Genomic DNA, 13,940 nt, shown 5'->3' on the forward strand with positions numbered 1-13,940 from the left:
GCATAGAGCACATGAAATAGGACAGGTTTGCTGTCCTATTTCGGTCTAGGGACCGGAACAATCGCCGAGAGTGCCTAAAAAAACGGCAGCCGGCGTGCGAAGCAGGGGGATTTGCCGGATTTCATCCGGTTGTTATCGCCTGCCGTCAGGATGGTCGCAGACATCAGTGCCTGATGATGTCGTGCTTATTTGCGACCTGATCAGGATCATGAGACGATGAGTGCCCCGGCTTTTTGGCGTGCCTTTGCGCGCAACGAAGAGCTATGCGCGGGCGGTGCCATGCCCGGCGGTGCCGGGTTTAACAGGAGGGAAACCGATGACGGATCATTCGCCATCACAGCAATCTGGGCTCAACCTCGCACACAGCGTTGCGACGGCTGAAAAAACGCCCGTATTCCCGACTGGCCTGCCGCGAAAACAGGGTCTCTACGATCCGCGCAACGAGCATGACGCCTGCGGCGTCGGCTTCGTCGCGCATATGAAGGGCCAGAAGTCGCACCAGATCGTGCAAGACGGCCTCTTCATGCTCGAAAACCTGACGCACCGTGGTGCCGTCGGCGCCGACCCGCTGATGGGCGATGGCGCGGGCATTCTCGTGCAGATTCCCGATCGCTTCTTCCGCGAGGAAATGGCCAAGCAAGGCGTCACCCTGCCGAAGGCCGGCGAATATGCCGTCGGCCATATCTTCATGCCGCAGGACGATGCGCTGGTCGAACATTTCAAGCGGGTGATCAAGGACGTCGTCGCCGAGGAAGGCCAAGTGCTGCTCGGCTACCGCGACGTGCCGGTCGACAATTCGTCGCTCTCGAAGGCGCCGGAAATCGCTGCGACCGAGCCGCGCCACATCCAGGTCTTCATTGGTGCCGGCCGCGATGCCGCCACGAACCCCGAGTTCGAGCGTCGCCTCTTCACGCTGCGCAAGGTGATTTCCAACCGTATCTATGACGAATACAAGGGCGAGGAGAGCAACTTCTACCCTGTCTCGCTGTCGTCCTCGACGATCGTCTACAAGGGCATGTTCCTCGCCTACCAGGTCGGCGCCTATTACAAGGACCTGTCCGACCCGCGCTTCGAGACGGCGGTGGCACTCGTACACCAGCGCTTTTCCACCAACACCTTCCCCTCGTGGAAGCTCGCGCATCCCTACCGCATGGTCGCCCACAACGGCGAAATCAACACGCTGCGCGGCAACGTCAACTGGATGGCGGCGCGCCAGGCCTCGGTCTCTTCGCCGCTCTTCGGCGAGGACATTTCCAAGCTCTGGCCGATCTCCTATGAGGGCCAGTCGGACACGGCCTGTTTCGACAACGCGCTCGAGTTCCTGGTGCAGGGCGGCTACTCGCTGTCGCATGCAGTGATGATGCTGATCCCGGAAGCCTGGGCCGGCAACCAGCTGATGTCGCCGGAACGCAAGGCCTTCTACGAATACCATGCAGCCCTGATGGAGCCGTGGGACGGACCGGCCGCGGTCGCCTTCACCGACGGCCGCCAGATCGGCGCGACGCTCGACCGCAATGGTCTGCGTCCGGCCCGCTACATCGTCACCTCCGACGACCGCGTCATCCTCGCTTCGGAAGCCGGCGTGCTGCCGGTCGACGAAGACAAGATCGTCAAGAAGTGGCGTCTGCAGCCCGGCAAGATGCTGCTGATCGACATGGAGCAGGGCCGCATCATCTCCGACGAGGAGGTGAAGTCCTCGCTCGCCCAGAAGCACCCCTACAGCAAGTGGCTCGAAGACACCCAGCTCATTCTCGAAGAGCTGAAGCCGGTGGAACCGCGCGCGCTGCGCCGCGACGTGTCGCTGATCGACCGCCAGCAGGCCTTCGGCTACACGCTCGAAGACACCAAGATCCTGATGTCGCCGATGGCAACGACCGGTCAGGAAGCGATCGGCTCGATGGGCACCGATACGCCGATCTCGGCGATGTCGGACAAGCGCAAGCTGCTCTATACCTATTTCAAGCAGAACTTTGCGCAGGTCACCAACCCGCCGATCGACCCGATCCGCGAAGAGTTGGTGATGAGCCTCGTCTCCTTCATCGGCCCGCGTCCGAACATCCTCGACCACGAGGGCATGGCGCATGCCAAGCGCCTCGAAGTGCGCCAGCCGATCCTGACCAATGGCGATCTCGAAAAGATCCGCTCGATCGGTCACACGGAGGACCGCTTCGACACCAAGACGCTCGACTTCACCTATGACATTTCACGCGGCGCCGAAGGCATGCCGGAAATGCTCGATCGGCTCTGCGAGCGTGCGGAAGCGGCGGTGAAGGGCGGCTACAACATCATCGTGCTCTCCGACCGTCAGGTTGGTCCGGACCGCGTGGCTATTCCCGCGCTGCTCGCGACCGCCGCGGTGCACCACCACCTGATCCGCAAGGGCCTGCGCACTTCGGTCGGCATCGTGCTCGAGTCCGGCGAGCCGCGCGAAGTGCACCATTTCTGCCTGCTCGCCGGCTACGGTGCCGAGGCGATCAACCCCTATCTCGCCTTCGACACGCTGATCGACATGCACAAGCGCGGCGACTTCCCGAAGGAGGTCGATGCGAGCGAGGTCGTCTATCGCTACATCAAGGCCGTCGGAAAGGGCATCCTCAAGGTCATGTCCAAGATGGGCATCTCGACCTACCAGTCCTATTGCGGCGCGCAGATCTTCGACGCGGTCGGCCTGTCGTCGAAGTTCGTCAACCAGTTCTTCTTCGGCACGGCGACGACGATCGAGGGCATCGGCCTCGAAGAGATCGCCGCCGAGACCGTCGCCCGTCACAAGGCGGCCTTCGGTGCCGATCCGGTTCTGGCCAACACGCTCGACATCGGCGGCGAATATGCCTTCCGCATGCGCGGCGAGAGCCACGCCTGGACGCCGGATGCGATCGCCTCGCTGCAGCATGCGGTTCGCGGCAACGCCCAGGACCGTTATCGCGAATTCGCCGCGATGGTGAACAACTCGGCGCTGCGCATGAACACCATCCGCGGCCTCTTCACGGTGAAGAGCGCCGAGGCTGTCGGCCGCAAGCCGATCTCGGTCGACGAGGTCGAGCCGGCCGCCGACATCGTCAAGCGCTTCTCGACCGGGGCCATGTCCTTCGGCTCGATCAGCCGCGAGGCGCATACGACGCTGGCGATCGCCATGAACCGGATCGGCGGCAAGTCGAACACCGGCGAAGGCGGTGAGGAAAGCGACCGCTACCTGCCGCTGCCGGATGGTTCGATGAACCCCGAGCGTTCGGCGATCAAGCAGATCGCCTCCGGCCGCTTCGGCGTGACCACCGAGTACCTGGTCAATGCCGACATGCTGCAGATCAAGGTGGCGCAGGGCGCCAAGCCCGGCGAAGGCGGCCAGTTGCCCGGCCACAAGGTCGACGCGACGGTTGCCAAGACCCGCCACTCGACGCCTGGCGTCGGCCTCATCTCGCCGCCGCCGCACCATGACATCTATTCGATCGAAGATCTGGCGCAGCTGATCTACGACCTGAAGAACGTCAACCCGGAAGCGGACGTTTCGGTCAAGCTCGTCTCGGAAGTCGGCGTCGGCACGGTTGCCGCCGGCGTTGCCAAGGCGCGGGCCGACCACATCACCGTTGCCGGTTTCGACGGCGGTACTGGCGCTTCGCCGCTCACCTCGCTGAAACATGCGGGCAGCCCGTGGGAAATCGGCCTGGCCGAAACCCAGCAGACGCTGGTGCTGAACGGCCTGCGCTCGCGCGTTGCGCTGCAGGTCGATGGCGGTCTCAAGACCGGCCGCGACGTCATCATCGGTGCGCTGCTCGGTGCCGACGAGTTCGGCTTCGCCACCGCGCCGCTGATCGCCGCCGGCTGCATCATGATGCGCAAGTGCCATCTCAACACCTGTCCCGTCGGCGTTGCGACGCAGGATCCGGTGCTGCGCAAGCGCTTCAAGGGCACGGCCGAGCATGTGATCAACTACTTCTTCTTCGTTGCGGAAGAAGTGCGCGAGATCCTCGCCTCGCTCGGCGTCAGGAAGCTCGACGAGATCATTGGCGCATCCGAGCTGCTGGAAAAGGACGGTGCGATTGCCCATTGGAAGGCCAACGGCCTCGACTTCTCGAAGATCTTCCACAAGGTGGAAGCCAAGAAGGAAGAGACCTACTGGACCACGCGTCAAAAGCATCCGATCGACGACATTCTCGACCGCAAGCTGATCGAGGAGGCCAAGGTCGCGCTGGAAACCAAGGCGCCGGTCAAGATCGACACCGAGATCAAGAACGTCGACCGTTCGGCCGGCGCCATGCTCTCGGGCGCGCTTGCCAAGCGCTGGGGCCACAAGGGCCTGAAGGACGACACCATCCATGTCACCCTCAAGGGCACGGCCGGTCAATCCTTCGGCGCGTTCCTCGCGCGCGGCATCACCTTCGATCTGGTGGGTGACGGCAACGACTATGTCGGCAAGGGGCTTTCGGGCGGGCGCATCATCGTCCGGCCGCCGGAAAACGCGAAGATCGTCGCGCAGGAATCGATCATCGTCGGCAATACCGTGCTCTACGGCGCGATCTCGGGCGAGTGCTACTTCAACGGCGTCGCCGGCGAGCGCTTCGCCGTGCGCAACTCCGGCGCGGTCGCAGTCGTCGAAGGCGTGGGCGACCATGGCTGCGAATACATGACCGGCGGCGTCGTCGTCGTGCTCGGCGGCACGGGCCGCAACTTCGCGGCCGGCATGTCGGGCGGCGTTGCCTACGTGCTCGACGAGGAAGGCGATTTCGCCCGTCGCTGCAACATGGCGATGGTCGAGCTGCAGCCGGTTCCGGAAGAGGACGACATGCTCGAGAAGCTGCATCACCACGGCGGCGACATCATGCACAAGGGCATGGTCGACGTCTCCGGCGACATGACGCGCCACGACGAGGAGCGGCTCTATCAGCTGATCTCCAACCACCTTCACCACACGGGTTCGCCCCGGGCGAAGGAGATCCTCGATCGCTGGACGGATTACCGGCCGAAATTCCGCAAGGTCATGCCGGTCGAATACCGCCGTGCGCTCGAGGATATGGAACGCATGAAAATGGCAGAGGCGGCCGAATAGGAGGCCCCGGTGACCAAGGCTCCCGATTCATCACAGACTGGTTCGGGGGCCCCTCACGCGCGCTTGGGAAAAGCGCCTGTTCAGACGCAAAGCTTTCAGGATAGTACGATGGGTAAGGTAACTGGATTTCTCGAGATCGACCGGCAAGTGGCAAAGTACCAGCCGGCATCTGACCGCATCCGCCATTTCCGCGAATTCACCATTCCGATGTCAGAGCCGGAAGTGCAGAAGCAGGCCGCTCGCTGCATGGACTGTGGCATTCCCTATTGCCACGGGCCGACCGGCTGCCCGGTGCACAATCAGATCCCGGACTGGAACGACCTCGTCTACAACGGCAACTGGGACGAGGCGATCCGCAACCTGCATTCGACGAACAATTTCCCGGAATTCACCGGCCGCGTCTGCCCGGCGCCGTGCGAGGAGGCCTGCACGCTGAACCTCGAAGACATGCCGGTGGCGATCAAGACCATCGAACAGGCGATCGCCGACAAGGCCTACGAGATGGGCTACATCGTACCGCAGCCGGCCGTCATCAAGACCGGCAAGAGGGTTGCGATCATTGGCTCCGGCCCGGCCGGCATGGCGGCAGGCCAGCAGCTTGCCCGCGCCGGCCATGAGGTCCACGTCTATGAGCGTGAAACGAAGCCAGGCGGCCTGCTGCGCTACGGCATCCCGGACTTCAAGATGGAGAAGAACTTCATCGATCGCCGCGTCGAACAGATGAAGGGCGAAGGCGTCACCTTCCACTGCGGCATCAATGTCGGCGTCGACCTGCCGATGCAGCGTCTGCTCGACGACTACGATGCCGTGCTCTACTGCGGCGGTTCGGAGACGCCGCGTGATGCGGGCATCCCCGGTGTCGAATTCGCCGGCGTGCATGACGCGATGCCCTATCTCGTGCAGCAGAACCGCCGCGTCGGCCGCGAAAACATCGACAGCGTCGGCTGGCCGTCCCAACCGATCCTTGCCGGCGGCAAGCACGTCGTCGTCGTCGGCGGCGGCGATACGGCATCGGACTGCGTCGGCACGGCCTTCCGTCAGGGCGCGGTCAAGGTGACCCAACTCGACATCCGTCCGCAGCCGCCGGAAAAGGAAGACAAGCTCGCCGTATGGCCGTTCTGGGCGACGAAGATGCGCACCTCCTCCAGCCAGGCCGAAGGCGCCATCCGCGAGTTCCAGGTGGCGACGCTCGAATTCATCGGCGACGAGGACGGCAATCTCACCGGCGTGAAGTGCTGCCAGGTGGATGATCGCCGCAAGCCGATCGCCGGCACGGAGTTCATCATCAAGGCCGATCTCGCCTTCATCGCCATCGGCTTCCGCGGTCCCTTCGCCAACAGCGTGCTGAAGGATCTCGGCGACAAGCTGACGCTCAACACCGACCGCCGCGGCTCGACCAATGTCGTCGCCAACGAGCGCGACTACAAGACCTCGGTCGAGAAGCTCTGGACCGCCGGCGACGTGCGTCGTGGCCAGTCGCTCGTCGTCTGGGCGATTCGCGAAGGCCGCCAGGCGGCACGCGCGATCGACGAGGCGCTGATGGGGTCCACGACCCTGCCGCGCTGACGCTCTTTACTCCCAAGCATGAAAAGCCCTGTCCGCGCGACAGGGCTTTTTGTTGGCGATTGAACAGCACCGTTTCCGGAGCACGCCGCGATCTTTCAAATTCGCTGCTTGCGCTTTAAGTCTCTGATTATTCGCATGTAGTTATCGCAAAACTGCCGCGCACTTTTGCGCGACATGTTTAGTTGCGGATCACCGGATTGCTGATCACCGTGCTTGGCTTCGACAGACGGAAGTCGTCGACGCGGCCCGCCGGTGCGGCGGCGACATCGCCCTTGTCGACCAGCAGGTCGCGGGGGCTCTTGCCATTGCCCTTGTCCGGGGCGGCGTTGCCGAGCAGGGACGCGGCGCCGTCCAGCGCCGGATCGGTCACGCCGATCGGCTGGGTCTTGACGATATCTTCGTTGCCAAGCGGCGCTGTCACGACCAGGTCCTTGAGTTCGTTGGCTCCCGGCACGTTCTTGTCCGTCGCGGCGGCATCTCCGAGTAGCCGGCGAATATCCTTCTCGACGTAGAAGGCGAGTTTGCGTTTGCCGGCCTTGGTGAGGTTGACGCCATCGGCGCCGCGCAGTCGAACCTGCTGGCCGTTGATGTCGGAACCGGTCAGAACGAACTTGCCGCCCTCGTCGACGAAGCCATCCCAGATGTCGACGAACTGGCCGCCGACCTTCTCGATCTCCTCGCGATAGATGCCGTTGAAGGTGACCATGTCTGCGGTCATTGCGGCGGACTGGAAGGGCGGCATGCCGACCCAGAGAACCGGCAGCTTCTCCTTGCGGGCAAGGGCGGCCAGCGCGTTGACACGCTTGCGATACTCTTCCGTCCAGAGATCGCTGCGGAACCTTTCCTTGACGTCTCCCATCTGCATCTGCTGTCGGTCGTTGGCGCCGAGGCTGACGATGATGACGGAAGGTTTTACTTCAGAGACATAGCCGGGGAGGGTGCCTGGCCAGTTGAAATAGTCCTCGCGCACGAGGCCGGACGAGCCGTTCGCCCGCGTCTCGATGGCGATGCCGGGCGTCATCTCGAAGGCGGTCTTCAGGCCGTCGCCGAGGCTGCCGGCCATGAAGTCGCCGACGACCAGCACCTTCTTGGCGTCCGGCGCCTTCTCCACCACCACCGGCGCGGGGGCAGGCGTATCGGCAATCTTCGGCTTCTGCTTCTGCTGTCCCTGGCCCTTCTGGCGCTGCTGCTGTTGCTGCCGCTGCCGTTTGGGGCGCGGCTGCTCAGGAAAATAGTCACGATCCTCATAGATCGGCCGTTCGCGGGCCAGCCCGCCAAAGAGCATCTGGAACAGGGTGCGCCGCTGGACCCGTTCCTGTGCTTCGGCAAAGCTCGCGAAAAGGCTGGCGACAACCATCGCCATCGCGGCGATGCAGATGGTCGCAATCCCGAACGGCGTTCGGCTCTGGTGCCCGCGGCGCTTGCTCATCATCTGGTTCTTTACCCGTTCATAGCGTGTTCCGGCGGGGATGAGCCGCTGTCACGTTCAAGCGCGCCGCACGGGTGCAGCGCGCTCTTCCGACTTTATCTCATGGATACGGCGATCGCGAAACCGTTTCGAGTGTGCGCTAGTTGCGCAGCGCCCGCAGCAGCATCTGGGTCGGCTCTCCATCGGGCGGCAGGCCGTTCTTCGACTGGAACGCCTGGATCGCGGCCTTGGAACCGGAACCAAAATTGCCGTCGACCTCGCCGCTGTAGTAGCCGAGCTCCTTCAGGCGGTTCTGCAGCTCGAACTTCTCGCTGATGTCGAGCGAGCCGTCCGGACGCGGCCAGCGCTGCTGCATGCCCTGATAGCCGGCGATCTGATCGGCAAGAAGGCCGACGCCAAGGGCGTAGCTGTCGGAGGCGTTGTAGCGCTTGATGACGAAGAAGTTCCTGGTCATCAGGAAGCCGGGGCCCTCGCCGCCACTCGGCAGCTTGAGCTCGGCGCGCATGCTGCCGTTGCGGAAGGCCTTGCCGTTCGGCCTGACGAAACCGAGCGACGCCCATTCGGCGAGCGTCTTCGTCTGGCCGGAGTATTTCGCGGCATTTGCCGGCGGCGCGACTTCGTAGCCCCAGGTTTCGCCCGGCTGCCAGCCGTTCTTCTTCAAGAGGTTGGCGGCCGTCGCCAACGCGTCGGGCACCGAGTTCCAGATGTCGCGATGGCCATTGCCGTCGGCGTCAACCGCATAGAGCAGGTAGCTCGTCGGGATGAACTGGGTGTGACCCATGGCGCCCGCCCAGGAACCGGTCAGCTCGCGCGGCGTGATGTCGCCGCTCTGAAGGATCTTCAGCGCGGCAATCAGCTGCTTCTTGGCGTAGTTCGAGCGCTTCGGATCGACATAGGCAAGCGTTGCCAGTGCGCGCGGCACGTAATGCAGGCGATCATCCTTCTCGAGCACGGCGCCATAGTTGGATTCCATCGACCAGATCGCCAAAAGGATGGTCTTGTCGACGCCGAAGCGCTTTTCCAGCGCGTTCAGCGTGCGGGCGTGCTTGGCCGCCATCTCCTGGCCGATGCGCTTGGTGTAGGGGTTCACCCGGGAATCGATGTATTCCCAGATCTTGTGCTTGAACTCCGGCTGATAGTTCGCCTTCTCGATCACTGTCTGGTCGGGCGTCTTCACGCCGGAGAAGGCTTGCCGATAGGTCGCCTTTGTGATGCCTGCCTTGGCAGCCGTGGCGTAGAATTCGTTGATCCAGTTCTGGAATCCGGCATCGGCGCGTGCAGGCGAGGTACCGAGCGCGGCGGCGGAGAGGACGAGGGCGGCTGCGATATGACGGAAAAACGTTCTGCGGTTTCTGATCATCAGCTGTCGGTTCCGTTTCTCTGCGGAGCTTCGGCCGTCATGGCCCGAATCGCTCCGCAAGGTGGCAGTCTGGGGCCAGCCTGGACGGTGGGGGCAGTCGTCGGCGGCTCCTGGTTCGGATCCGGCCGCGATTGTTGCATTGCCGGATTGCAACGAATCTACAGAAACGTGGTCAACAAACCCTTTACCATGAAATTGTGGTGGCGTCTTCCGCTGCAGAAAATGTCAAGCCATGGTCGTGGAGTTCGCATATGCATGTGTCCCGTCGGTTCATGCTGTGTTCAGCTGACGGCATAGAGATTGCGGCTCCATTACGGAGCGCTGTATGGTTCTGACGGATTGCCGTCCGGGACCATCCGGCAAGACTTAATGAGTGAAGTCCTATCAAGGAGGTATCGATGACCGACAAGCGTAAAGTCCGCAAGGCCGTGTTCCCGGTCGCAGGGCTGGGCACACGTTTCCTGCCGGCCACCAAGGCCGTGCCGAAGGAAATGCTGACGGTGGTGGACAAGCCGGTCATTCAATATGTGGTCGATGAGGCGCTGGAAGCGGGCATCGAACATCTGATCTTCGTCACCGGCCGCAGCAAGGCGGTCATCGAGGATTATTTCGACATTCAGGTCGAGCTTGACCAGACGCTGCGCGAGCGTAACAAGAAGGCCGAAATCGCGCTGCTCGACAGCATTCTGCCGAAGGCCGGCACCACCAGCTTCACCCGCCAGCAGGCGCCGCTCGGCCTCGGCCACGCGGTCTGGTGCGCCCGTGACCTCGTCGGCGACGAGCCCTTTGCGCTGCTGCTGCCGGACATGATCATGAAGGGCGAGAAGGGCTGCCTCAAGGGCATGGTCGAGCTCTATGAGCAGAGCGGCGGCAATGTCATTGCCGTCGAGGAATGCGCGCCGGACCAGGCGCACAAATACGGTATCGTCGGCGTCGGCGACAAGGTGGGCGATGGCTTCAAGATCACCAAGATGGTCGAGAAGCCGGCACCGGGCACGGCCCCGTCCAACTTCTTCATCAACGGCCGCTACATCCTGCAGCCGGAGATTTTCCCGATCCTCGAAAGGCAGGAGCGCGGCGCAGGCAACGAAATCCAGTTGACCGACGGCATGCTCAAGCTCTCCGACAGCCAGCAGTTCGCCGCCTATCACTTCCGTGGCGACACCTATGACTGCGGCGCCAAGGATGGCTTCATCCTGGCAAACGTCGCCTTTGCGCTGGAACGCGGAGACATCCGCCCGAGCGTCGAGGGCCCGCTGAAGAGCCTGCTTGGCGCGCTGAAGTAATTTGCCTTCGTCATGAACTCGAGAAGGCCGCGTCCGCTAGGCGCGGCCTTCTCCGTTGAAGGCGGGCTTCTTTGAATCGACGCAATCCCGCACGGAAACCCGTTTCACAGTTTTCCTGGAATTGCTCTAAAGCGCATCGCGATCTTTCAGATTCGCTCCTTGCGCTTTAAGCCGTTGATATTTTGCATGTCGTTATCGCAAAATCGCTCCGCACTTTTGCGCGATATGCTCTAGCGCCGCAGCGTCAGGCCGACGCCGACGCGGGTGATGTCCGTCGTATCGCCCTGATCGCGGGTGGTGCGCTCGTAGCTGACGTCGCCCGTCAGTGCCAGGTAGCGGTTGATGTCGTAGGTCAGGCCGGCGCCGGTGCGCCAGGTGGTTTCGTCGGACGAGCGAGCGTCGGAGGGGTAGTTGCGCAGCGTCAGGCTGTTCGACAGCCGCGCGACCAGATCCGAGCGCATCTGGTGGGTGATGATGTTGGTGAGGTTGTAGTCGATCGACCCCGCATCGCCCGGCGTCGTCGACGGGTTGAGATCGGTCGAAACGGCGAAGAGCACATCGGTGCCGCGCTGCGGCGACCAGTTGAGGCGGCCGTCGACCGAAAGGCCACTGAGCTCGCCGAGCCGGTCGTCCTCGAAGTTGTAGGTCTCGTAGCCGAGACCCAGCTCGCCATAGAGTTTCTCGCCGAGGTCGAGCTCGATGCCGCCGCGTCCGGCATAGGTCTGGTAGGAACGTTCAAAGCCGAGCGGATCCTCGCGCAGGTCGTAAAGCGATTTGCCGACGGAGGCTTCAAGGAACGGGACCAGCGCCGGCGACAGCTCGTAGCCGACCCGGGTCGTGAGGATGCCCGTATTGCGATTGCGGTACTTGACGGAGAGGTTCGTGCCGTTCTCCAGTTCGACATCGCCGTAGGTTTGCCGGTCGAAGTCGATACCGACCGAACCGCGGATCAGGCCGAAGTCGCGCTCGATGGCGGCACCAAGGCGGTAGGTGTTGACCGCGGACTGGGTCTTGGCGTTCGAGATCGCGTTCGGATCGTCGGCATCTTCACGCTCGAAGCTATAGCCGGCGCGCAGCCGCGCGATCGTTTCGTCCCAGAGATCGAGCCGGAGTTCCGCGTCGACGTTGGCGCGCGGCTCTTCCTCGCCCTCGCCGGAGATATTGTTTTGCAGGACGCCTTCGCCGGTGACGGTCAACTGATGCCGCGACCAGTCGGAGGTCAGGGTGCCGCGGATCCCGGTTTCGAGATAGCCGCGGTTCGTCTTGGTGTCACCGTCCTTGCGCCATTCATGGTTGATGCTCTCGCTGACGCTGGGGCGCAGCGTGAAGGTGCCGATGCGAACGCCCGGCGCGCGATCGTATTCGGGGTCATAGGTCCGCAACCGCAGGCCGTCGATCGTCGGCTCGCGCTGGTTGAGGCGGAGGTAATCCTCGTTCTGCGCCGGCGGCAGGTCGTCGCCGCTGACGGCGCCGGTGGTCTGTGGATCGGCGATAGCGGGCGTTGTAGCCGGGACGGCTGCCGGGGTGCTGACGCCATAGGACGTCGTCGGGGCCGCGGCCGTTTGCGCAAGCAATGGCGATGGCGCAAACAGTGCCGTGCCGGCCAATAGCAACGCCAGCGAGGTCGAACGCCGCGCGTCTCCTTTGGTCGAGCGAGATGAGCCTGGCACCATATGCCGATTGTCCACGAGCCTGATTGCAATCCTTTCGCAATCGTAAAGCGACGTGGTTAAGCAATCGTTTCCAGCCGCGAAAAACGTCGTGGCTTCAGTCGCTTGCCGATCAGGCGCTTTCCACGGTCAGGTTTCGCCCATGGGTGGCAACGACACGGACGCGGGTGCCGGCCGGCAGGTCGGGCCCTTCGATGATCCAGATCGTATCGTCGAGCCGGATACGACCGCGCCCCTCGGCGATCGGCTTCTCCAGCACGGCGGTGCGGCCGACGAGGCTTTCCGCCCTCCGGTTCAGCAAGGGTTCATCGGTGGCTTCGGACGAGGAGAGAACAAAGCGGCGGCCGAGCAGGACCGCGACCACCGAAAGCAGCGCGAAGAGGACGAACTGAACCTGCCAGGTCCAGAAGCCGATCTCCCAAAGCATGAGCGAGAGAATTCCGACTATGAGCGCGGCGATCCCGATCCAGATCAGGAACACGCCGGGGGCAACGAGTTCGGCGGCGAGCAGCACGAAGCCGAGGACCCACCAGTTCCAGGGCCCGAGTTCTTGAATGGCGCGTTCGAGCATCGGCTACTTTCCTTGCGAAGGATCGGCCGGGAAGGCGGGCGTGGTGCGCGGCGCCGATTGGCGCGGACGCACAGTCTGCCCCGACGGGCCATCACCGAAGACTTCCTTGGCAATGGCGCCGATCCCGCCGAGCGAGCCGATCAGCGACGTGGCTTCCATCGGCATCAGCACGATCTTCTGGTTGTTGGCGGTGCCGATCGAGGCGAGCGCCTCGGTGTATTTCTGCGCAACGAAGTAGTTGATCGCCTGGACGTCGCCGGATGCGATGGCGTCGGAGACCATCTTCGTTGCCTTGGCTTCGGCCTCTGCCAGGCGTTCGCGGGCTTCGGCGTCGCGGAACGCCGCCTCGCGCTGGCCTTCCGCCTCCAGGATCGCCGACTGCTTTGCGCCTTCGGCGCGCAGGATCTGTGCGTTTCTGGCGCCTTCGGCTTCCAGTACCTGGGCGCGCTTCTCGCGCTCGGCCTTCATCTGCCGTGCCATGGCGTCGACCAGATCCTTCGGCGGCGCGATGTCCTTGATCTCGACGCGGGTGATCTTGATGCCCCAGGGGTTGGCGGCATCGTCGACGACGCGCAGCAGTCTCTCGTTGATCGTATCGCGGTTGGAGAGCAGCTCGTCGAGATCCATCGACCCCATGACCGAGCGGATGTTGGTCATCGTCAGGTTCAGAATGGCAATTTCGAGATGGGCGACCTGGTAGGCCGCCTGCGCCGCGTTCAAGACCTGGTAGAAGGCGACGGCATCGGCCGAGACGCTGGCATTGTCCTTGGTGATGACTTCCTGCGTCGGAACGTCGAGCACCTGCTCCATCACGTTCATCTTCGCGCCGATCCGGTCGATGAAGGGCACGATCAGGTTCAGACCCGGCTCCAGCGTCTTGGTGTAACGGCCGAAACGTTCGACCGTGTAGCGGTACCCCTGTGGCACCGTCTTGATCCCCATGAAGAGGACAAACACGATAAGAACCACGAATGCGACGACGACGATATCCAGTCCGCCCAAGAGACGCCCCCCAAT

Annotated in this window: 8 protein-coding genes; 3 read left to right on the top strand and 5 right to left on the bottom strand. The window is 63.2% G+C overall.

Annotated features, from left to right (window positions below):
- Window positions 1–316 precede the first annotated feature (316 nt).
- A complete protein-coding gene (gltB, locus tag BHMPCIPO_RS29470; RefSeq protein ID WP_173520381.1) occupies window positions 317–5,041 on the top strand; it encodes a glutamate synthase large subunit in 4,725 nt (1,574 codons plus the stop codon).
- Between the two features lie 108 nt (window positions 5,042–5,149).
- A complete protein-coding gene (locus tag BHMPCIPO_RS29475; RefSeq protein ID WP_173520382.1) occupies window positions 5,150–6,607 on the top strand; it encodes a glutamate synthase subunit beta in 1,458 nt (485 codons plus the stop codon).
- A gap of 178 nt (window positions 6,608–6,785) precedes the next feature.
- On the opposite strand, the gene BHMPCIPO_RS29480 is transcribed toward BHMPCIPO_RS29475, so the two are convergent.
- Window positions 6,786–8,036 (bottom strand): SGNH/GDSL hydrolase family protein, encoded by a 1,251-nt coding sequence (locus tag BHMPCIPO_RS29480; protein ID WP_376741732.1) that lies wholly within the window; start codon window positions 8,034–8,036, stop codon window positions 6,786–6,788.
- Window positions 8,037–8,175: 139 nt separating this feature from the next.
- Window positions 8,176–9,396: a lytic murein transglycosylase gene (locus BHMPCIPO_RS29485; protein WP_173520383.1), complete on the bottom strand. Its 1,221-nt coding sequence runs from the start codon at window positions 9,394–9,396 to the stop codon at window positions 8,176–8,178.
- A gap of 398 nt (window positions 9,397–9,794) precedes the next feature.
- Here BHMPCIPO_RS29485 and galU point away from each other — a divergent pair, with 398 nt between their 5' ends.
- Entirely contained in the window at window positions 9,795–10,682 is an 888-nt protein-coding gene (gene galU, locus BHMPCIPO_RS29490; protein WP_173520384.1) for a UTP--glucose-1-phosphate uridylyltransferase GalU, read from the top strand.
- Window positions 10,683–10,912: 230 nt separating this feature from the next.
- Here galU and BHMPCIPO_RS29495 read toward each other — a convergent pair whose 3' ends face one another.
- The 3 genes from BHMPCIPO_RS29495 to BHMPCIPO_RS29505 all read right to left on the bottom strand — a co-directional run bounded on the left by BHMPCIPO_RS29495 (window position 10,913) and on the right by BHMPCIPO_RS29505 (window position 13,925).
- A complete protein-coding gene (locus BHMPCIPO_RS29495) occupies window positions 10,913–12,355 on the bottom strand; it encodes an outer membrane beta-barrel protein (protein WP_173520385.1) in 1,443 nt (480 codons plus the stop codon).
- 109 nt (window positions 12,356–12,464) lie between these two features.
- Entirely contained in the window at window positions 12,465–12,923 is a 459-nt protein-coding gene (locus BHMPCIPO_RS29500) for an NfeD family protein (RefSeq protein ID WP_173520386.1), read from the bottom strand.
- A gap of 3 nt (window positions 12,924–12,926) precedes the next feature.
- Complete coding sequence (locus BHMPCIPO_RS29505; RefSeq protein WP_173520387.1) at window positions 12,927–13,925, bottom strand: SPFH domain-containing protein; 999 nt, start codon at window positions 13,923–13,925, stop codon at window positions 12,927–12,929.
- Between the last annotated feature and the right edge of the window lie 15 nt (window positions 13,926–13,940).

It is taken from the genome of Ensifer sesbaniae (genome assembly GCF_013283665.1).
Lineage (GTDB): Bacteria > Pseudomonadota > Alphaproteobacteria > Rhizobiales > Rhizobiaceae > Ensifer > Ensifer sesbaniae.